Genomic DNA, 21,453 nt, shown 5'->3' with positions numbered 1-21,453 from the left:
ACAGGTTTAAAAAAACGTGTCGGGTTTGTCTCTAAAAAGTAAACCTGATTTTTATTTCAAGCCAGCAATACTTTGCTCGATTGTAGCAATTTTTGCCAGTGCATCAGCTTCTTTTTGTTTTTCGTTAGCCAAAACTTTTTCAGGCGCTCCGGCAACAAATTTTTCGTTTGATAATTTGGCCTGAACCGATTTTAAGAAACCTTGTGTGTAAACCAGCTCTGCCGTTAATTTTGCAATTTCTTCTTCAACGTTGATATTTCCTGAAATCGGAATGAAATATTCATTTGATTTTACACGGAAAGATAACGCTCCGTCAACCTTAGCAGAAACATACCCGAAAGCAGAAACATTTCCTAATTTCGTTACTATTGAATCAAAATAAGTTGTTAGGTTCTCGCTGTTGATTGCTTTTAATTCGATTACATCTTTAAACGGGATATTTTTGTCTTTTCTGATGGTTCTGATTCCTGAGATTACGTCAATTGTGCTTTCAAAATCAGTTATCAAATTGGCGTTAAATGGTTTTAATTCCGGCCATGTTGAAACAATTAAAGCTTCTTCCTGCGTTCTCTCAGCAATTAAATGCCAGATTTCTTCTGTTAGGAAAGGCATGAAAGGATGTAACAACTTCAGGTTGCTTTCTAACATTTCGATTGCTTTATCAAACGTTACTTTGTCAATTGGCTGTTGATATGCCGGTTTGATCATTTCTAAAAACCAGGAACAGAAATCATCCCAAACCAATTTATAAATCGCCATTAATGAGTCTGAAATTCTGTATTTCTCAAAATTATCCTCAATATCCACTAAAGTTTGCTGCAATTTGGCTTCATACCATTCGATCGCTACTTTTGATGATTCCGGTTGTGGAATAGTTTCAGAAACTTCCCAGCCTTTGATCAATTTAAAGGCATTCCAGATTTTATTAGAAAAAGCTTTTCCCTGATTGCATAACTCTTCATCAAACATGATATCGTTTCCGGCAGAAGCACTCAAAAGCAATCCCACACGAACACCATCTGCACTGAATTTTTCGATTAAATCTAAAGGATCAGGAGAATTCCCTAATGATTTAGACATTTTACGACGTTGTTTATCACGTACTAACCCCGTTAAATATACATTTGTAAATGGTTTTTCTCCTGCATATTCGTATCCTGCAATAATCATTCTGGCAACCCAGAAAAATAAAATATCCGGACCTGTTACCAAGTCATTTGTTGGATAGTAATATTTAAAATCTTCACTTTCCGGATCCATGATTCCGCCAAAAACGGACATTGGCCAAAGCCACGATGAAAACCAGGTATCTAACGCATCAACATCTTGTCTTAAATCTTTTGTTTCAAGTTTCAGGTTTGACGTTTTCTCTCTCGCAATCGCTAAGGCATCTTCGATGTTTTCAGCTACTACGAAATCTTCTTTTCCGTCTCCGTAATAATAAGCCGGAATTTGTTGTCCCCACCATAACTGTCGGGAGATATTCCAGTCGCGAATGTTGTTTAACCAATGTGCATACGTATTTTCAAAACGTTTTGGGTGTAATTTAATATCACCATCCAACAAAACAGATTGAATTGCAGGTTTAACCAAATCTTCCATTTTCAGAAACCATTGATCTGATAGTCTTGGTTCGATTACCGCTTTGGTTCTTTCGGATGTTCCTACTTTATTTAAGTGGATTTCGGTCTTCGCCAAAGCTCCAATTTCTTCTAATTCTTTTGCAATTTCAGTACGAACCACAAAACGGTCTTTCCCCTGATAATGCAATCCGAAACTATTTAATGTAGCATCTTCATTAAAAATATCAACGATTTCAAGATTGTGCTTCTCTCCTAATGTTTTGTCATTCATGTCGTGTGCCGGAGTTACTTTTAAGCATCCGGTTCCGAATTCAACATCTACATATTCATCTTCAATAATCGGAATTACTCTCCCACAAATAGGAACGATGGCTTTTTTACCTTTTAAATGTGTAAAACGCTCATCATTTGGATTGATACAAATAGCTGTATCACCAAAAATTGTTTCAGGACGTGTTGTGGCAATGGTCAAAAATTCCTCAGTTCCTTCAATTTTATAGTTTAAGAAAAATAATTTTCCTTGTTGTTCTTCATAAATAACTTCTTCGTCAGACAAAGTTGTTTTTGCTTCCGGGTCCCAGTTTACCATTCGGTAACCTCTGTAAATTAAACCTTTGTTATACAAATCAACAAACGATCTAATTACTGATGCTGACATATCCGGATCCATCGTAAATTTGGTTCTTTCCCAATCGCAGGAAGCACCTAATTTTTTAAGCTGCTCCAAAATTGTCCCTCCGTATTTATCAGTCCATTCCCAGGCATGAGCCAGGAATTCTTCACGGGTTAAATCATTTTTATTGATTCCCTCTGCTTTTAATTTTGCCACCACTTTTGCTTCAGTAGCAATAGAAGCATGATCTGTTCCCGGAACCCAACAAGCGTTGAAGCCTTTTAGACGTGCTCTACGAATTAAAACATCCTGAATGGTATTGTTTAACATATGCCCCATGTGCAAGACTCCAGTGACGTTTGGTGGCGGAATTACAATTGTATAAGGTGTTCTATGATCTGGTTCTGAATGAAAATAGTTGTTTTTCATCCAGTAATCATACCATTTATTCTCGATCGTCTTAGCGTCAAATTGTGCTGGAATACTCATTTTAGGTTGTTTAATCGTTGATTTGTTTAACTGTTTAATTGTTTTTTGATTGGTCGATCACGTATTTGTTTAATTCTTTTCTGCTTTAATAATATCTTCACAGATCAGTAAATCGATTAAACAAAATAACGATTAAACAATTAAACATAAAAATTGGTTCAATTTTTGCATTTATACTGACAGCAAAAGTAAATAATTAAGTACACTATAAAAAGCGAATTAATAATTTGTGTGTTAATTAAAAGAATGTATATTTACTTACAACTTAAAAATAATTTCAAAATGAAAAATGTTGCCTCTTTTATTGCAGTCCTATTGTTTAGCATGATAAGTTATGCACAAAACGGCCCAAAAATTGAATTTGCAGCCCAAGACAATACGATTGATTATGGAAAAATTTCAAAAGGTGATAACGGAGTTCGTTCTTTTGAATTTACAAACACCGGAGATGCCCCTCTTTTAATTACAGGTGCAGAATCGACTGTAAGTTCTATAATTGTCACAAAACCCACAGCAGCAGTTATGCCAGGCAAAAAAGGCAAAATTGATGTAAAATACAATATGGTTTCCGGACCAATTCGTAAAACAATTACGGTTGAAACCAATGCTGTAAACTATCCTGATGGCAGAGTTGCCTTAAAAATTAAAGGTGAAGTTTTATAAAAAAACAAACATAAAAATAGTAAAAGCCGTTTCTTGTCTGAGAAACGGCTTTTTTTATTCCTTCTATTTTGAAATAAACCGGATTTTTAAACCTTCCGAATTGGATATTTTTATTTGTGATCGCAGTCAACACTATCAAATTTATATTTTACACGATCAAAATCAATAGGTTTATCTTTTACTAAATAAGTTACCCCCATAGTCGTTTGCATCGTTCCGTTGCCTAAAATAAGCTGTTTGTCTTTTTTTAGGAATGCCATTGGGTTTTTGAATGTTTTATTTTTATCTGTTATTTCTTTAAAGGTATAATCTACAAATAAGGTATCACCGTGAAATTCTCCTGCTATCTCTCCATTCTTTTCGGGCGTATTCTCAACCTTCATTATCATATTTCCTCCCAGTTTTCCGTTTTTCAAAGTATTCAGGGTTAAATTAATCGTATCCTTTTCATATATTGCTTTGTAGCACTGAACGTTTACCACTTTTTCAGCCTCGGCTTTTGCGGCTTCAGCTTGTTTTTGTTTTTCATCATTTTTACAGCTTTGGAGTCCAATGCAAGACAAAAGCACACAAGACATGACTAGATTTCTCATAATTATTGTTTTTTAAAGGTCATTGTTATCTTATAAAGTTAAATAAAAAAGAAGCTAAAAAAAAGCTTCTCAAATTAAAATTATATTTTTTTATATCAGACCCGACAAGCTTTAAAAACCTGCCGGGTTACTGAATGTATAAACTAAATCTATAAAGTCTTAATTACAAATTCAGATCTTCTGTTCAATTCGTGTTCTTCTTCTGAGCAGGCATCATCAGTCTTGCACTTTATAATAGGTACCGATTCTCCGTACCCTTTTGCCAGTACTCTTTTAGAATTAATACCAGATTCTATTATAAACTCTCTGGTTGAGTTCGCTCTTTTTTGGGATAAATTTTCGTTAAACTTTTCATTTCCGCGAGAATCAGTATGCGATCCAATTTCAATTACCATTTCAGGATATTTCTTCATTAATTCAACCACACGACCCAGAACCACTTTAGACTCTTTTCGGATGTACCATAAATTGTAATCAAAATAAATAGGATCTGTTTTAATAATCAATCTGTCCTTATTATCTTTTACGACATCTTTTTCCTTCGCTAAAATCTCTTTTACCTTTTCTTTCTTTTTGACTTCTGCAGCAACAATAGCTACTTCTTTGGCTTTTTCCTGTTTTTGTTTTAATTCAATTGCTGCGAGCGCCTCTTTTTTCTTGTTTTCTTCTTCTATAATAATCTCCTGTTTTCGCTTTTTCTCTGCAATTTCTTTTTCTTCAAGTTTAATGACATCTAAAGATTTTAGTGCCAAAGATGCATCGTTTACCACATCTCTTGTTTTATTTAAAGTCAGTATTTTCGATTCATTTGTATATTTTTCCTTAAAAGCAGAAACTTTATAAGAAGCTTCACAGGCGACTGTAAAACTAAATTTCCCGTCTATAGAAGTTGTAATGGTATTCAGGGTTTTATGATCTGAATCCTGCAAAATTACCGTTGCATTTTCTAAAGCCAATTGGGTATCAATATCCGTAATAATTCCGGTAATAAATTGTTTGCAGTCTTCTACAATTAGCTCTTTAATTTCCCTGAATTGATAAATATCGTCACTCCCTTTTCCGCCTTCTCTATTCGAAGCAAAAAAGCCTACTTTGGTATCTGAATTAATGTTAAATGCAAAATCATCTAAGTTAGAATTTAACGGTAAGCCCACATTTACAGGTTTTGAATAGTCATTTCCATTAATTTCTGAAACAAAAACATCCAGCGATCCATATCCTAAATGGCCATCTGAAGAAAAATAAAGCTTGCCATCAGCCGAAGCAAAAGGAAATTGTTCTTTTTTATCGGTATTAACAATTGGCCCCAGATTTTTGGGTGTATCAAATGCCCCTTTATTGATGTTTACTGAATAAATATCGAAAGAACCCAGTGTTCCCGGCATATCTGAAGCAAAATACAATACTTTTTCATCGGCACTTAACGCAGGATGTTCTGTGGAATAATCTGCACTATTAAACGGAAGTGATATTATATTCGTCCATTTTCCGTCAATTAATTCCGCTTTAAAGATTTGAAGGCTGGAAATTTTCTGATCGTTTGTTTTCTTACTTCCTTTTTTAGAATTGTTACGGGTAAAATAGATCGTCTTGCCATCTTTTGTAAAAACAGCATTTGATTCATGCATTCCGGTTTTTAATTCTTTGGCAAAATAATGTACAATAGAATCCGCTGAATTACTATTCTTTAACGGAATGGAAACCAGGTTTAAATAGGTTTCATTATCCCATTTGAATTTTTTATCGAACAATCCGGGTTTTAGTTTTACTCCTGCAAAAACCAGTTCATCATTGTATTTGACCGCTCCAAACTCAGAATTGTGTGTATTGATAGCCAGATTTTTAATCTCAAATCGTTTTCCAATTGCCGAAACGTTTTCTAATGTTTTAAGTGCCTTTTCAAAATTGATACTATCTTCATTATTCCCGGATTTCGCATAATACTCTTTTAAGGCAGCATTGGCATCATCATAACTATTGGTTGCTTTTAAGGTTTGAGCATATCTGAAATAATAATTCCGATCTAAACCTTCGTTATAATTTTTAATTAAAAGTCTGTAATAGCGCTGTGCTTTTATTAAGTCGTTGGTAAAGAAATAAGAATCGGCAAGATTTTTAATTACTTCCTGTGAAGGTTTTTCCTGAACTAATCTTTCGTATAAAACAATTGATTCACTATAATAGGTCTTGTCAAAAAATCGTTTGGCTCTTGCCAATTCGAGATCCTGAGCCTTTATAAACTGTATTGAAAATACGAATATAATAACGAGTAGTTTTTTCATATTTTTCATTTTAGAAGAATCTTGGTGATTTATCATATCCTTTTCCTAATAAATCCAAATTAAACAACAGCATAATTTCGTGCGTTCCGGAATTAAACTGCCCCATATTCGAAAGAGTATGGTCGTAAGCATATCCCACCCTAAGCGTAGGCGTAACATTGATATTGACCAAAGCACTGACAGCATCATCTATTCTGTAAGCTGCTCCCAGCTCAAACTTATTATTATACAACACATTTGCCGTAAGATCTACTGAAATGGGTGCTCCGGTTACAAATTTTGACATAAATGCCGGTTTCAGTTTCACCATATCATTGATCTGAAAAACATATCCTGCAGTTAAAAAAGTATGAATAGCTTCTGATCCGTAAGCATTAATGCCTGACTTTTCTTGGATGTGTTTAGAACTCAATAAATTTGGGGCTGATAAACCTACATAAAAGTTATCTCTAAAATAATACGCTCCTACTCCAATATTAGGTTTGGTCACATTTATATTTTCGGCGAAAGCCAAATCGGTACTCGTATTTCCGCTTTGAAAAACAAATCCGTTAAAATTGGTTTGCAAGGAAGTAAATCCTGCTTTTAATCCTAACGAAAGTTTATTTTTTCCTCCTAAATTTAAGACATAAGCAAAATCAGCATAAAAGTTATTCTCTTTTTTAGCACCATCTCCAATATCATCTGAGACTAATGACAATCCAACTTCGACTTTATCGGTCACGGCAGTATGCCCGAAGAAACTAAATGTTTTTGGTGCTCCAACAGCCCCAACCCATTGTGTTCTGTATAATCCTCCAAGATTTAACATGGCCGGAACTCCTGTAGCATAGGCCGGATTTACCACACTCATATTGTACATATAATGCGTGTATTCCGGGTCTTGCTGCGCTGAAGCCGATGTTATATAAAACAGAAAAGATATAAAAAGTATTATTTTTTTCATTTGAAAATTTTATTAAATAATAAAGGAATTATCTATTGAGATAAAGTCTTCCTTGTTGCGCTTTTCTATTGTCTTTATTAAAATTGACAATATAAAAATAGACTCCGTTTGGCGCTACACCATCACCAAAACCGGCTGATTCAGAATTTTTCCCATCCCAATTGGCTTTATTTCTATTTCCTTTAAACATTACATTTCCATATCTGTTGAATATTTCGAGCGTATAATCCGGGTACAAAAATTCAATATCCGGAATCGTAAAAGTATCGTTTACACCATCTCCGTTTGGTGAAAATCCGTCAGGAATAAAAAAAGTATATTCTTCAGGATTACAATCAAATAACGAAACTGTCACTTCTAAATCATTTTCTGAGATACAATTTGTTGCGGTGGAAAGATCAAATCCGTAATACGTCGCTTTATCTGCGAGCAAAGTTGCAGAAGTCAGTAAGTTTCCATTGTTTGGAGCATCATACCAGGCAACAGTTGAAGGTACATTGGTTGCATTTGACAAGTCTGAAATCTTTGGGTTTTTAAGACCGCAAAAATCTGCCCCACCCGCATTTAAAACCGGAGCAGGAGTATCGTTTATTAAAACCGAAATCATAGCAGGAACTGATGTACAATTGGCAGGAGAAGTTTCTCTTACATACAGATTTTCTGATTTTAAAAGATAAGTATCCGCAAGAGACGTTGTTGCTGTAGGCGAATTATACCATTTGTATTGTGATCCGTGTGGCACTAAATTGGCAATTGTTGCTCCATCAACTTTACAAAACTCCTGATTTCCCGCTACCGGTGCTAACGGAATTGGGTTGATTAAAAAACTATCCGTAACATTGACTAAATTCGTATCACAAGTAGTTGTGTTATTTTTCAAATTTGAAGCTGAAATTGTCACAGAACCGGTATTTAAAAGTAAACCTGGTGGAATTATAAAACTTGCATTTCCATTGGTAACAGATAAAACAACAGTTTGTAATGCTGAAGGATTTGCTCCTGATAGTGTATACGAAAGTGTGACATCTGTCTGGTTTACTAAACCTGAAACGCTAACCGTAACGGGGTCATTAAAACAAAAATCATTTGCCTGAATTTGTACAGTTGCTGCATTTGGCAAAGGATTAATAATTAAATTTCCCTGAGTATTGGCTACATTGGTACAGCCCGTAACAAGATTGGTAATTTTAGTAATTGTGATTACTGAAACGCCACTTTTTATATTAAGTCCTGCAGGAATTACAAAACTAAAATTGCCTCCTAAGGCAGTTATACTGGCTGTTTCTCCTGTTGCGAAATTATCTCCTGTTATATTATAAACAATAGTATAGTTTCCGTCAGCCAGTTGAGATGCATTTGAAATTTGAACCGTTGCACTTTTATTCTGGCATACGGGACCTGCGGTCAATACAGCTCCGTCTAAATGAGGTAACGCATAAATGTTTAAATCATCAGTTAAATTATTAATGACATTTACACAAGCTTCTTTACTTGCTGTAGCAACGATGTTTATAATGTTAATAGTAAATTTACCTACCTGACTAAAATAAGAAGATTTAACCGGAAAAGTAATGACACCGTTTATAAAGTTTGCCTTTATTGTTTCGACTCCGCCATTTGGACCGGAAACACTAAAAGTAACTTTATATTCTCCATTAGGAATAGCCTCGGGGCCCTGCGTTATTTTTGCTGAATAAGTTGCTGTAGGAATTTCATTTTCGCAAATATCAGAATCGATTACCAATTGTGCTCCGGTAAAATCAAGTCTTTTTTCTAATGTAATTGTTACACTTACTGTCTGGTCCGGACAAGGACCATCATCTGATGACGCTGTATAATTATAAATATAATCTCCCGGTCCGTAGCTATCAAATACTTCCTGAAGGTTAACATTATGATCTTCAGGAGTTGTAATTCCGAAACCATGCCATACACCTCCGGGATCCGCTCCAGTAAGCCGGGTATTTAAATCTAAATTAGTATATGGAGCTAAATCAGTAGTTCCGCACAAAGTCAGATCATCTGGAATTCCGGGCTCAGGTGTTCTAAAAACGGATAAAATTATGGTTGATGACTTTGGCAATGACGAACAAGCCAATACCGGTGGCACTGTGTAAGTATATTGAAAGTTTCCTACTAACCCACTAATATCAATTGTAGAAGATACGACTTTGCCAGTTGCAGTATTTGTCCAAGTTCCATTTAAATGAGGCCCCATAACGGTACTATTAAATGCCGAAAAAAGATTGAATGTCTTGTCGCCTGTACATTTGGTAGCGTAAGGAGCGGGATTCCCCGAAAATGCACCAATTGTAATATAAACTTTTGCAGTTTTTACCGTACAACCTGCAACTGCAGGAGCGGTATACGTATATTGAAAAGTACCCCCGCTACGGATTAAATGTCCGTTTAAAATTCCTGTTGCTTTATCCAATCCTTTTGAGCCGCTATCGTCTGACCAGGTTCCTCCGGGAGTTGGACTTCCGCCCAATAAAGGAAAAAGTGAAATCGACTCATAACCCAGATTTTCAATATCACAAATTACTCTACTTCCATCAGTTCCTGCACATTGTGCATGAATTTGTGAAGGTAAAACTGATAAAAAAACACAAAACAATACAAATTGTAAGAAATTGGCGTAATTTTTAATCATGAACTCTTATTTTTTTATAAACATAATAAAATAATAACGTTCATTAAACAAAAAACACGTTTTTAATAGTTAAATTTTCACAAAAATTAATACCGCTTAAAAAAAAGGCAATAATTGGTAATTCTGTTTAAAGTTTTATCTAATTGCAGATCAAATATTTACAATTCATCTTCAAGCTTGAATCTGAACTTTAAAATCAAACTTTTTCGTTCGACTTCTAAATTTATCCAGATATCTTCTTCTGATTTTAAAAGTGTATTTATTTGTTGCAACGAATATTTATAAGGAACAGCATTATTGATGCTTACAATAATATCCCCTTTCAATAATCCGCATTTTTCTGCTGCTGAATTTTTACGGATATTGACAATTTCATAGACGGGTTTTAAAGAAAACTTATACCTGAAATTACCGTCTTTCTTATCATTGTAACCCGACTCTTCTATTGAGGTCGCTACTTTTACAGTTTCTAAATGAACTGTTTCCTGAACCCATTGCAGGCCATTGTGCTGAATCGTGATACCGCTTTTATTATAAGTAAAAGGTTCTGAAAATTTACTGTTTTTTTTAAGGTATAATTTTTCATCTGCATAATCTAAAACCACTGTAAATCGTTTTAAAACTTCTCCTCCAATAGAACCTATACGCCCCGGGACCATCTTTACATTTCGTATCGAATTCGAATCCGGAAAAGAGACGATTGGTTTTTTGAAATTGAACTCATCTATCGAAAATTTATCAATTTTGGCACGATGCCCTTCGATATCCCCACTAAAACCTTTTCCTAAAAAATCAGGAAAATTCTTTTTAGGGAGTTTTATTTTATCATTTTCAAAAATCCAAAAAGCATCACTATTGCCAATATCTATCAGTAATTTTGCGGGGACAGCAACCGTATCAACAACAGCTGTCGCATAAATATAAGGCTTGGATCTTTCGATTGTAATAGGGATCGACTTGAATTTTCGGCTCAGTTTAGCCCTTACCCCTTCATTATTTTGATGAACAACAATTTTCTTTTTTTGATAATTGATTTCAACCAGATTGTTTTTAAAAAATTTATAGCCAATAATTCCATTTACCGGAATTCCAATATGTGATGACAAATTAAAATTCTGATCTAAAATAATATAGAGCAAATGATTACTCGATTTTAAACCATGCGTTTCCAGGGTATTGTTTGTCGATTTTAGTCCTTCTATTTCTTCTTCACTTCCTAATCCTCTCAGTTTTATCTTCTGGACATTATTAAAACTAACTTCCTGCTTTTCTTCCATACTAAATAAAATCGTTTCTTCTACACCGGAATCTAACAGGAAATTTAATTCTATTCCGTTTACTTTAATGGGAATAAAAACGAGATTATTAATCAATTTAAAAGGAATAGTGACCTTAGAAGCATGGCGTTCGATCAGGAAATCACCTTGTGCGTGAAGTGAAAAAGCTGTCAAAAGCCCAAAAAACAACATAAAATATTTTTTCATTGATAATATTTTATGATAAAATTACTAAAAATATTGATAATTGTTACATTTTAATAAGTACCTGTAATGTTTACGTTAAATTCGAAAAAAAAATGCAAATTTGCACTTCAATAATAAAACTCATGCCAACAATTTCTCACAAAGGCAGAAACATGCCCGAATCACCGATACGTAAACTTGCTCCTTTTGCAGATGCTGCAAAACAAAAAGGGAAAAAAGTGTATCACTTAAACATTGGTCAACCGGATATCAAGACACCCGAAGTGGCCATCGAGGCGGTAAAAAATATTGATTTAACTCTTATAGAATACAGTCCGTCAGCCGGATATGAAAGTTATAGAAAAAAATTAGCGAAATTTTACCAACGTCAAAATGTAAATGTTAACTCAGAAGACATCATTATTACTACTGGTGGCTCTGAAGCCTTGTTGTTTGCATTAGCCACAATTACAGATCCGGGAGATGAAATTATTATTCCGGAACCTTTTTATGCTAATTATCATGCCTTTGCATCATCTACAAGTGCAGCTGTAATCCCTGTAATATCAACAATCGAAACTGGATTTGCATTGCCAAGTATTGAAGATGTTGAAAAATTAATTACACCAAAAACCAAAGCGATATTAATTTGTAATCCTGGTAATCCAACGGGTTATTTATATTCAGAAGCTGAGATAAAACAACTGGCCGGCTTAATCAAAAAACATGATTTGTATTTAATCGCTGACGAGGTTTATCGTGAGTTTTTATATGATGGAGATGATGTTCATTATTCTGTTATGAATCTTGAAGACGTACAGCAAAATGTAATCATGGTTGATTCTGTTTCAAAACGTTACAGTATGTGTGGCGCCAGAATTGGCTGTCTGGTTACCAAAAATAAAGAGGTCCTGGCAACAGTTATGAAGTTTGCACAAGCACGTTTGAGCCCGCCAACAATCGAGCAAATTGCCTGTGAAGCTGCTATTGACACTCCGCAAAGTTATTTCGACGAAGTAATTTCAGAATATAAAGAACGCAGAGATACTTTAATTACGGAACTAAATAAAATAGAAGGCGTCATTGTTACCAAACCAAAAGGTGCTTTTTACTGTATAGCACAATTGCCTATTGAGAATGCAGATGATTTTGCTCAATGGCTTTTAGAAAGCTATGACCTTAATAACGAAACTGTCATGGTCGCTCCTGCTGCCGGATTTTATTCTACTCCGGGAATGGGCTTAAATCAGGTTCGGATTGCGTATGTATTAAACAAAAAAGATTTGATTACCGCTGTAAACATTTTAAAAGAAGCCCTTTTAGTTTACAACAAAAAATAATAAAACAACAAAATTCCAAACTTCAAAAGACAATAACGTGCTATGTTATTGTCTTTTGTATTTTAAAAAAATAGCCATTTGGTTTTAATTTAAATTATATCCAAAAACAGACAATTAAATAGTAAAAACGATAGAAAAGGTTTGCTTTTTATTAATTATCTTTACCGCCTTAAAAAGATATACCCATTATAATAGTAGTTTTTAATGATAAACAACGAAGATTTTTTAGACGAAATAGGAGACAATCATTTTAGCAGCAACGCACAAAACCCTGTAAGACAGGATGCTTTTGATTTAAGTGATGACGAAAAAATAGAAAAAATAAAAAAAGATGTCGAAAACATTCTTCAAACTCTTGGAATGGATTTGACTGACGACAGCATAAAAGGCACTCCAAACCGGGTAGCAAAAATGTTTGTAAAGGAGATTTTTGGTGGCCTAAATCCTTCAAAACAGCCAAAAGCTTCAACTTTCGACAATAATTACAAATACGGAGAAATGCTGGTAGAGAAAAACATTACGGTTTATTCTACCTGTGAGCACCATTTATTACCAATCATCGGACGCGCTCATGTTGCTTATATTTCAAGCGGTAGAGTTATTGGTTTATCTAAAATGAACCGAATTGTAGAATATTACGCCAAAAGACCCCAGGTTCAGGAGCGTTTAACCATGCAAATAGTTCAGGAATTACAAAAAGCTTTAGGTACCCAAGATGTTGCCTGTGTTATCGATGCGAAACACCTTTGCGTAAATTCAAGAGGAATTAAAGATATCGAAAGCAGTACTGTAACATCTGAATTTGGTGGAAAGTTCAAAGATCCTCAAACTAAAAGAGAATTTTTAGACTATATTAAATTAGACACTCAATTTTAGTTTAATCGGTAAATCGTTAATTTGTTTAATCGTTTATAGTAATTCTTAATTTCGATTAAACGATTAAACAAATCAAACAGTTAAACCAAAACACATGTATACATTTTCGTTTGAAAAGTTAGAAGTCTGGCAAAATTCCAGAATTTTTATTTTGGATATTTACAAATTAACTAGTAATTTTCCATCAAATGAATTATTCGGAATAACTTCTCAAATTAAAAGAAGTTCTGCTTCGATTGCTACAAATATTGCAGAAGGAACTTCGAGAAAAACAAACAAAGATAAAGCTCATTTTTTAACAATCTCCTATTCGTCTGCAATGGAAACTTTAAATCATTTAATTATTTCAAAAGATTTAAACTATATATCCGATATTGATTACATAGAATCTCGTGAGAAAATTGAAAAAATTTGCAATCAGATCAATAATCTAAAAAAGTATTATCTTTCAAAAGAATAAGCACATAAGACAAACCGATTAAACGATTAAACAAAATCACGATTAAACAACAAATTAAATATGCCTTTATATAAAAGTCAATCTTTAAAAGTACATAACACACTTTCCGGCGAGAAAGAGAATTTCAATCCTATACATGAAGGAAATATCGGAATGTATGTTTGCGGACCTACAGTTTACAGTAATGTACACTTGGGAAATGTTAGAACTTTTATGTCTTTTGACGTCATATTCAGGTATCTTTTACACCTTAATTATAAAGTTCGTTATGTTCGAAATATTACTGATGCAGGACATTTAACTGATGACGGGGATATTGATAACGATCGTTTCGTAAAGCAATCCCGCTTAGAAAAATTAGAACCAATGGAGATCGTACAGAAATACACTGTTGATTTTCATAAAGTGCTGGATACATTTAATTTTCTACCACCTACTATTGAACCAACGGCTACAGGTCACATTTTAGAGCAAATAGAATTGACTCAAAAGCTAATTGAATTAGGCTTCGCATATGAAAGCAACGGATCTGTTTATTTTGATGTATTTGCTTATAACGAAAAAGGAATGAAATATGGCGAACTAAGCAATCGAAATATTGATGAGCTTTTTGCAAATACCAGAGATTTAGACGGACAAAATGAAAAGAAAAATCCACAAGATTTCGCGCTCTGGAAAAATGCATCTCCCGCACATATCATGCGTTGGAATTCACCTTGGGGTGAAGGTTTTCCTGGCTGGCATTTAGAATGTACCGCCATGAGCACCAAATATTTAGGCGATAAATTTGATATTCATGGAGGCGGGATGGATTTAAAATTCCCTCATCATGAATGTGAGGTTGCACAAGGAAAAGCATGTAATGGCGAGTCTCCGGTAAATTACTGGATGCACACCAATATGCTTACGATGAACGGATTGCGAATGAGCAAATCTACCGGAAACTATATTCTGCCAATGGAATTAGTTAAAGGTGACAATACCTTTTTCGAAAAGCCATTTGAACCTAATATTGTTCGTTTTTGTTTCCTTCAGGCGCATTACCGCAGTGTGTTGGACATTTCTAACGATGCAATGATGGCAAGTGAAAAAGGATATCACCGCTTAATGGAATCTTATAAGTTAGCTTCATCCTTAAAACCAGGTAATTCTTCATCTTTGAATATTGCTTCCTGGAGACAAAATTGCTACGATGCAATGAATGATGATTTTAATACCCCTATTCTAATTGCTCAGCTGTTTGAAGGGGCACGATATATCAACTTAGTAAACGATGGAGCTGAAACATTAACTCTGGAAGACATTAACTTGCTAGCCAAAACATTTTCTGATTTTTTATTTGATGTTTTAGGAATTAACAATAAAATTTCTCAAAACGACGCAGGAACAACAGAAAAATTAAATGGCGCAATTGAGCTCTTAATTCAAATGAGAAATCAGGCGAGAGCTGACAAAAACTTTGCTCTTTCAGATCAAATCCGTGATCAGTTGATTGCTTTAGGCATTCAGTTAAAAGACGGAAAAGAAGGTACCAGCTTTTCAATTTAATCAATTCATTTCCTAATAAATCATGAAAGTAATTACTCCATTTGTTTTATTAGTTCGCTTTTATCAAACCGCTATTTCGCCATTTACACCGGCAAGTTGCAGATTTGAGCCCACCTGCTCGACTTATATGATTCAGGCGCTGCAAACTCATGGATTATTTTATGGCGGCTACCTTGGAATGAAACGAATTTTGAGTTGCCATCCATGGGGAAGAACCGGTTATGACCCTGTTCCCGAAAAGAAATGTTCACATAAACATTAACTTTTTATAAAGAGGATCTCTGCTTTTAATATTTATTTTTACCAAACAAAAAAACAATTTAATATATGTCACACTCCGTAAATGTCATTTGGAATCCGTCAGAAGGAATCGATTTAGGATTTTTTATGATTCGTTATTACAGCTTAATGTTCGTAATTGCTTTTGGATTAGGCTGGTTTATAATGAAGAAGATCTTCGAACGCGAAAACGAATCACTTGACAAATTAGATTCTTTATTTGTCTGGACTGTTTTAGCTACTTTAATAGGAGCCCGCTTAGGACATGTCTTTTTTTACGATTGGGAATATTTTAGAAATCACTTGCTTGAAATCTTTTTACCTGTTCGTTTTGAACCTAAATTCGAATTTACCGGTTTTCAGGGACTAGCTAGCCATGGTGCAGCAATTGCAATTATCGTTGCCATGTATTATTACAGTAAAAAGATCTTAAAACGTCCGTTATTATGGATTTTAGACCGTGTCGTAATTCCGGTTGCCAGTGGCGCCATTTTTGTCCGTCTCGGAAATTTTTTCAATTCTGAAATCATCGGAAAAGAAACTGACTCTGCTTTTGGAATTCGTTTTTTACACGATCAATTCAGCAAGGCTGAAGCTGTACAAAAAACAGGGATTGCAAATCCTAAAGACGCTTATAATGCGATTGCCACAGAACCAATATTTGCTAATTTTTTAGCAGAAGTCCCTGCAAGACATCCAACACAATTATATGAAGGTATTGCTTATATTTTTGTCTTTGCTATTTTATTCTTCTTATACTGGAAAACGAATGCAAGACTAAAATCAGGTTTATTATTCGGATCGTTCCTTGTTCTTTTATTCGTAGTACGTTTTATCGTAGAATTTGTAAAAGAAAGCCAGGGCGGTTTTGAGAATGAATTAGGCATCTTCTCGACAGGACAATGGTTAAGCATACCCTTTATAATTATTGGACTTTTCTTTATTATCAGAGCACAAAGAAATCCTTTAGCAACTTCTTAAAATCTTATTCCAAATAAAGAAAGCCCAATATCGCAACGATATTGGGCTTTTCTTTTTATAAACAGTATCGAATACCCGATTCGATATTTTTAGCGCCATAACCTGTATTTTCGCTATTCAGCCTGTATTAGAAACATGATGGAAACCTGAACGAATATCAAACCTGAATTGGTTAATTTTAGCTGTAGAGCCATGTGCCAAAACATCAGTAAAAGCAAAACCAACAAACACTGACTCTGTTTCAGATGTACTCTTCATCATTATTGAATCAACTACTAAATCCAAAGTTACAATATAGTAAAGCCATCCTTTTTATCTTGTCGCGCAACACAAACATGCCTTACAAAAAACTAAAAACAGTAGTAATTTTTTCTTCTTAAATATTTTTTACGGATTTAAATATAGCACAAAAAAAAGACCCAACTTTCGTTGGATCTTTTTTATTATATAAGCTTGTAATTATACTTTATTATGTTTGTCTTCAATTGTATGTTTTTCATCACTTGAAATCGAATCAACCAATACCGGTGTTGCGATAAATAATGAAGAGTAAGTACCTACAACAATACCAATTAACATAGCAAAGATGAATCCTCTAATTGACTCTCCACCAAAGATAAACATCGTTAATAACACAATGATCATCATTAATGAAGTATTCAGCGTTCTTGATAATGTAGTATTAATAGAAGCATTTACGATATCTTCAAAACTTCCTTTACGGTTTCCAATGATAAACTCTCTGATTCTGTCAAATACAATTACAGTATCATTCATCGAGTATCCAATAACGGTAAGAATTGCAGCAATAAAGTGCTGATCCATTTCCATGTGGAAAGGCATGAATTTATAACATAAAGAGTAGATTCCTAATACAAAGATAACGTCATGCGCTACAGCTGCGATTGCTCCTAATGAATATTGCCATTTACGGAAAGAAACCATTAAGTATAAGAAAATAGCTGCCATTGCACCAAGGACTGCCCAGTATGAGTTTGTCTTAATATCTTCAGAGATAGAAGCTCCAACTTTAGAAGATTGTAAAACTCCTACTTTTTTACCGTCAAAAGTATTCGTGAATTTATCATAAGTAACGTTAGGGAAATATTTCTCTAATGCTTTGTATAATTTTTGATTCACTTCTTCATCAACAGCTACTCCATCTTCTTTGATTTTGTATTTTGTTGTAATTTTTAACTGATCATCATCACCTAAAATTTTAGCTTCAACCGGAGTTCCAAAAGCAGCAGATAATTCATCTGAAATCACAGTAGCATCTACTGCTTTTTCAAATTTAACCTGGAATGTTCTTCCTCCAACAAAATCAACACCTTCATCTAATCCGTTAACAAAGAAGATAGAAGTTAAACTTACAATAACTACAATCGAAGAGAAGATGTAAGTGATTTTTTTGATTTTAATAAAGTCAAAGTGGAAATTAGTAAACCAGTTTTTAGTAATGTTTGTAGAGAACGTTAAGTCTGCTTTTCCTGCAATGTTTTTATCAATAAAGATTCTTGCAATAAAGATTGAAGTAAACAATGAAGTTACGATACCAATAAGCAATGTTAAAGCAAAACCTTTAATTGGCCCTGTTCCAAAAATAAATAAGATCGCACCGGTTAAAACGTGAGTTACGTTTGCATCAATAATAGAACGCATTGCTCCGTGCCATCCGTAAGATGCTAAAACAGCTTCTGACAATGATTTACCTTCACGTAATTCTTCTTTTGCTCTTTCATATATAATAATATTAGCATCTACCGCTGTACCTAATGTTAAAACGATACCTGCAATACCCGGCAATGTTAATACAAAACCAAAACTTGCCATAATTCCGAATAAGAATAGTAAGTTTAACAATAAGGCAAGGTTAGCATACCAACCTGCTTTACCATAATAGAATACCATCCATAAACAAACTAATAAAAATCCTAATACAGATGAAATAGTTCCTGCATCAATTGCAGCCTGACCTAAAGATGGCCCTACAACAGTTGATTGAATAATGTCAGCAGAAGCCGGTAATTTACCCGCATTTAATATGTTCGCTAAATCTTTAGTTTCAGCTACATCAAAAGATCCTGTAATTTCAGATCTTCCTCCTGCAATTGGCCCGCTGGTAACCCCAGGAGCAGAATACACGATATTATCAAGAACAATAGCAATATAGCTTTTTTGAGAAAAAGCTCTTCCTGTTAATTCTTCCCAAACTTTAGCACCCTGACTGTTCATTTGCATAGAAACAGCTGGTTTACCTAATTGGTCAAAAGTATCTTTTGCATCAGTAACAACACCTCCGCTCATCGCAGGTACATTATCTCTGTTTCCTTTTAAAGCATATAATTCTACTGCTTCAATTTCTTTTCCTTTTGCATCTTTTATAGTAGTTGGTTTACTCCACACAAATTTTGCATTGTGTTGGTCAGCAGCCAATAAAATTCTGATTTCCGGTCTTTTAAAATACCCGTTTACAACAGCAGTATCTTTTGGAGCAAAATAACCTAAAACCGGTCCACCACCCTGACCTAACATTTTGTCAAATAATGGGTTGTTCCCTTTTTTAGTATCAACTGAATCTTTAGTAGTATCGGTTAATAATGCATTCAATGAATCTTTAGCAACAGTTTTAGTTTCTGTTTTTTTGATTTCAGTCTTTTTCAATGCTTCGTTAGTCGCTACTAAAAAGTTACCAACTTCTTCAATTTTAAAAGTTTCCCAAAACTCTAATTGCGCTTTTCCTCCTAATAATTTTTTAATCCTGTCAACATCTTTAGCACCAGGAAGCTCTACTAAAATTCTTCCTGTTTCTCCTAATTTTTGAATGTTTGGTTGTGTAACACCAAATTTATCGATACGCTCTCTTAATACTTTATAAGCACTTTCAACAGACTCATCAACTTTTCTTTTAATTACTTTTTGAACTTGTGCATCAGACATTTGAAAATCGATACCACCTTCTCCTTGTAAACTTCTGTTTGCAAAGATATCAGGCGAAGCCAATTTTACAGTTCCGTTTGAATTCGCTTCAAAAGCATCAAAAAACTTATTTAAATAGGTTTTATTTCCTTCTAAATTTGCACTCGCATCAGCTAATGATTTATTAAATACCGGGTTTTTAGAATTGTTTGCTAATCCTTTCAACACGTCTTTAATAGAAATCTGAAGAATCACGTTGATTCCTCCCTCTAAGTCAAGACCTTTGTTAAGTTGTTTGTTTTTTACTTCATTATAAGTAAAATCCGTAAACCCAAGATTATACACTTTTTCTTTACCAATAGAATCTAAGTATTTTAATTCCTTGTCAGGATTATCTCCTGCAAAAGCTTTAGCCTCACTTTTGACATTATTTGCCACAAAAGTGAAAGAGAGTTGGTAAATACTTACCAATGCAAATAGAATTGCGAAAAATTTAATAAGTCCTTTATTCTGCATTATTACTAAAAATTAATTATGTTTTAAAGTTTGTTTTTGTTTTAAAGTCCCATAAAATAAGCCCTGATATGAGTTTTTAAAACTAAAAAATCGAGATCACGAATTACAACATTTTTTTTAAACCGAGCAAATATATAATTAACGAAAAGATTAACCAATTTATTTATTAATTAATCTCAAAAAAAAGACTGCAAAAGTGCAGCCTTTTCCTTTTTTTACGAAATTCGTTATACTAAAATCGATTTTAGAGCATCATTCATGCCTCTGACTGCATCTGCACTTTTAGCAAACAAAGCTTTCTCCTGGTCGTTTAATTTGATGGCCAGAATTTCCTCTACTCCATTTTTACCAATTATGCATGGCACTCCTATACAGATATCATTTTGTCCGTATTCTCCTTCAACCAAAACAGAACATGCAATCATTTTCTTCTGATCATTCAAAATACTATCTACTAAAAAAGCAACAGAAGCCCCTGGCGCATACCATGCTGATGTCCCTAAAAGACCTGTAAGGGTTGCTCCTCCTACCATAGTATCAGCAGCTACTTTTTGCAATACTTCTTCTGAAAGAAATTCGGTTACCGGAATTCCATTATAAGATGCCAGACGCGTTAAAGGAATCATTGTTGTATCACCATGACCTCCAATAACCATTGCTGAAATATCATTTGCAGGTTTATCTAAAGCTAAAGACAAATAAGTCCTGAAACGGGAACTATCTAAAGCCCCTCCCATACCAATAATTCTGTTTTTTGGCAATCCTGTAGATTTTAAAGCCAAATACGTCATCGTATCCATTGGATTTGAAACTACAACTATTATAGTGTCGGGAGAAAATTTCAATACATTTTCAGCAACTGTCTTTACAATTCCTGCATTTATACCAATCAATTCTTCGCGTGTCATTCCTGGTTTTCTTGGAATCCCTGATGTAATAACCACTACATCACTTCCGGCAGTTTTAGAATAATCGTTGGTAACGCCAGATACTTTAGTATTAAAACCTGTATTTGTCGCACATTGCATAATATCCAATGCTTTCCCTTCGGCAAAACCTTCTTTAATATCCAACAATACTACTTCGCTTGCAATTCCTCTATAAGAAATAACATCTGCACATGTAGCTCCAACATTTCCTGCTCCTACAATGGTAACTTTCATATTTTATACTTTATCGGTTATTAATTAATTTGTTTATTTTATAAATCGACAATTCGTTTAATCGTTTAAGTAAATTTAAACAATTA

At 34.1% G+C, this 21,453-nt stretch carries 16 protein-coding genes; 7 read left to right on the top strand and 9 right to left on the bottom strand.

All coding sequences use genetic code 11. The annotated features are described in order from the left end of the window. Positions 1-51: 51 nt before the first annotated feature. Complete coding sequence (locus tag ACHRWY_RS07915) at positions 52-2,685, bottom strand: valine--tRNA ligase (RefSeq protein ID WP_395353721.1); 2,634 nt, start codon at positions 2,683-2,685, stop codon at positions 52-54. 282 nt (positions 2,686-2,967) lie between these two features. Between ACHRWY_RS07915 and ACHRWY_RS07910 the strand changes: the two genes are divergently transcribed. Then, the gene (locus tag ACHRWY_RS07910; RefSeq protein WP_395353720.1) at positions 2,968-3,348 is read left to right on the top strand and encodes a DUF1573 domain-containing protein; all 381 of its coding nucleotides are present in this window, start codon (positions 2,968-2,970) and stop codon (positions 3,346-3,348) included. A gap of 110 nt (positions 3,349-3,458) precedes the next feature. Here ACHRWY_RS07910 and ACHRWY_RS07905 read toward each other — a convergent pair whose 3' ends face one another. The 5 genes from ACHRWY_RS07905 to ACHRWY_RS07885 form a co-directional block, all read right to left on the bottom strand. Then, positions 3,459-3,941 carry a hypothetical protein gene (locus ACHRWY_RS07905; protein WP_395353719.1) on the bottom strand — a complete coding sequence of 161 codons (483 nt, stop codon included), beginning with the start codon at positions 3,939-3,941 and terminating at the stop codon, positions 3,459-3,461. Positions 3,942-4,090: 149 nt separating this feature from the next. Further along, on the bottom strand, positions 4,091-6,223 hold the full coding sequence (locus ACHRWY_RS07900; RefSeq protein ID WP_395353718.1) for an OmpA family protein: 2,133 nt from the start codon (positions 6,221-6,223) through the stop codon (positions 4,091-4,093). Between the two features lie 10 nt (positions 6,224-6,233). Then, positions 6,234-7,169, bottom strand: coding sequence for a type IX secretion system membrane protein PorP/SprF (locus tag ACHRWY_RS07895; RefSeq protein WP_395353717.1), 936 nt, complete (start codon positions 7,167-7,169; stop codon positions 6,234-6,236). A 28-nt stretch (positions 7,170-7,197) separates the two neighbouring features. After that, on the bottom strand, positions 7,198-9,822 hold the full coding sequence (locus tag ACHRWY_RS07890) for a gliding motility-associated C-terminal domain-containing protein (protein WP_395353716.1): 2,625 nt from the start codon (positions 9,820-9,822) through the stop codon (positions 7,198-7,200). Between the two features lie 158 nt (positions 9,823-9,980). After that, positions 9,981-11,306, bottom strand: a complete 1,326-nt coding sequence (locus ACHRWY_RS07885) for a PDZ domain-containing protein (protein ID WP_395353715.1) — start codon at positions 11,304-11,306, stop codon at positions 9,981-9,983. A gap of 122 nt (positions 11,307-11,428) precedes the next feature. Between ACHRWY_RS07885 and ACHRWY_RS07880 the strand changes: the two genes are divergently transcribed. The 6 genes from ACHRWY_RS07880 to lgt all read left to right on the top strand — a co-directional run bounded on the left by ACHRWY_RS07880 (position 11,429) and on the right by lgt (position 16,769). Next, entirely contained in the window at positions 11,429-12,625 is a 1,197-nt protein-coding gene (locus tag ACHRWY_RS07880; protein ID WP_395353714.1) for a pyridoxal phosphate-dependent aminotransferase, read from the top strand. Between the two features lie 204 nt (positions 12,626-12,829). Further along, on the top strand, positions 12,830-13,501 hold the full coding sequence (gene folE / locus ACHRWY_RS07875; RefSeq protein ID WP_395353713.1) for a GTP cyclohydrolase I FolE: 672 nt from the start codon (positions 12,830-12,832) through the stop codon (positions 13,499-13,501). 94 nt (positions 13,502-13,595) lie between these two features. Then, positions 13,596-13,961 carry a four helix bundle protein gene (locus tag ACHRWY_RS07870; protein ID WP_395353712.1) on the top strand — a complete coding sequence of 122 codons (366 nt, stop codon included), beginning with the start codon at positions 13,596-13,598 and terminating at the stop codon, positions 13,959-13,961. A 60-nt stretch (positions 13,962-14,021) separates the two neighbouring features. After that, entirely contained in the window at positions 14,022-15,509 is a 1,488-nt protein-coding gene (gene cysS, locus ACHRWY_RS07865; RefSeq protein WP_395353711.1) for a cysteine--tRNA ligase, read from the top strand. 22 nt (positions 15,510-15,531) lie between these two features. Next, positions 15,532-15,771 carry a membrane protein insertion efficiency factor YidD gene (gene yidD, locus ACHRWY_RS07860; protein WP_068843653.1) on the top strand — a complete coding sequence of 80 codons (240 nt, stop codon included), beginning with the start codon at positions 15,532-15,534 and terminating at the stop codon, positions 15,769-15,771. A 65-nt stretch (positions 15,772-15,836) separates the two neighbouring features. Next, positions 15,837-16,769 carry a prolipoprotein diacylglyceryl transferase gene (gene lgt / locus ACHRWY_RS07855; RefSeq protein ID WP_395353710.1) on the top strand — a complete coding sequence of 311 codons (933 nt, stop codon included), beginning with the start codon at positions 15,837-15,839 and terminating at the stop codon, positions 16,767-16,769. A gap of 117 nt (positions 16,770-16,886) precedes the next feature. On the opposite strand, the gene ACHRWY_RS07850 is transcribed toward lgt, so the two are convergent. The 3 genes from ACHRWY_RS07850 to mdh form a co-directional block, all read right to left on the bottom strand. Beyond that, positions 16,887-17,030 carry a hypothetical protein gene (locus tag ACHRWY_RS07850; RefSeq protein ID WP_395353709.1) on the bottom strand — a complete coding sequence of 48 codons (144 nt, stop codon included), beginning with the start codon at positions 17,028-17,030 and terminating at the stop codon, positions 16,887-16,889. 198 nt (positions 17,031-17,228) lie between these two features. Beyond that, a complete protein-coding gene (secDF, locus tag ACHRWY_RS07845) occupies positions 17,229-20,204 on the bottom strand; it encodes a protein translocase subunit SecDF (RefSeq protein WP_395353708.1) in 2,976 nt (991 codons plus the stop codon). Positions 20,205-20,431: 227 nt separating this feature from the next. Continuing rightward, on the bottom strand, positions 20,432-21,367 hold the full coding sequence (mdh, locus tag ACHRWY_RS07840; RefSeq protein ID WP_395353707.1) for a malate dehydrogenase: 936 nt from the start codon (positions 21,365-21,367) through the stop codon (positions 20,432-20,434). Between the last annotated feature and the right edge of the window lie 86 nt (positions 21,368-21,453).

This window comes from Flavobacterium sp. FlaQc-48 (assembly GCF_044007335.1).
GTDB lineage: Bacteria > Bacteroidota > Bacteroidia > Flavobacteriales > Flavobacteriaceae > Flavobacterium.
Note: the sequence above shows the minus strand (reverse complement) of the source record. Positions and strands in the feature narration are given on the sequence as shown.

Bases quoted from the DNA above. Each gene is read 5' to 3' on its own strand.
- ACHRWY_RS07915 (WP_395353721.1), bottom strand. From the start codon at position 2,685: ATGAGTATTCCAGCACAATTTGACGCTAAGACGATCGAGAATAAATGG.
- ACHRWY_RS07910 (WP_395353720.1), top strand. From the start codon at position 2,968: ATGAAAAATGTTGCCTCTTTTATTGCAGTCCTATTGTTTAGCATGATA.
- ACHRWY_RS07905 (WP_395353719.1), bottom strand. From the start codon at position 3,941: ATGAGAAATCTAGTCATGTCTTGTGTGCTTTTGTCTTGCATTGGACTC.
- ACHRWY_RS07900 (WP_395353718.1), bottom strand. From the start codon at position 6,223: ATGAAAAAACTACTCGTTATTATATTCGTATTTTCAATACAGTTTATA.
- ACHRWY_RS07895 (WP_395353717.1), bottom strand. From the start codon at position 7,169: ATGAAAAAAATAATACTTTTTATATCTTTTCTGTTTTATATAACATCG.
- ACHRWY_RS07890 (WP_395353716.1), bottom strand. From the start codon at position 9,822: ATGATTAAAAATTACGCCAATTTCTTACAATTTGTATTGTTTTGTGTT.
- ACHRWY_RS07885 (WP_395353715.1), bottom strand. From the start codon at position 11,306: ATGAAAAAATATTTTATGTTGTTTTTTGGGCTTTTGACAGCTTTTTCA.
- ACHRWY_RS07880 (WP_395353714.1), top strand. From the start codon at position 11,429: ATGCCAACAATTTCTCACAAAGGCAGAAACATGCCCGAATCACCGATA.
- folE (WP_395353713.1), top strand. From the start codon at position 12,830: ATGATAAACAACGAAGATTTTTTAGACGAAATAGGAGACAATCATTTT.
- ACHRWY_RS07870 (WP_395353712.1), top strand. From the start codon at position 13,596: ATGTATACATTTTCGTTTGAAAAGTTAGAAGTCTGGCAAAATTCCAGA.
- cysS (WP_395353711.1), top strand. From the start codon at position 14,022: ATGCCTTTATATAAAAGTCAATCTTTAAAAGTACATAACACACTTTCC.
- yidD (WP_068843653.1), top strand. From the start codon at position 15,532: ATGAAAGTAATTACTCCATTTGTTTTATTAGTTCGCTTTTATCAAACC.
- lgt (WP_395353710.1), top strand. From the start codon at position 15,837: ATGTCACACTCCGTAAATGTCATTTGGAATCCGTCAGAAGGAATCGAT.
- ACHRWY_RS07850 (WP_395353709.1), bottom strand. From the start codon at position 17,030: ATGATGAAGAGTACATCTGAAACAGAGTCAGTGTTTGTTGGTTTTGCT.
- secDF (WP_395353708.1), bottom strand. From the start codon at position 20,204: ATGCAGAATAAAGGACTTATTAAATTTTTCGCAATTCTATTTGCATTG.
- mdh (WP_395353707.1), bottom strand. From the start codon at position 21,367: ATGAAAGTTACCATTGTAGGAGCAGGAAATGTTGGAGCTACATGTGCA.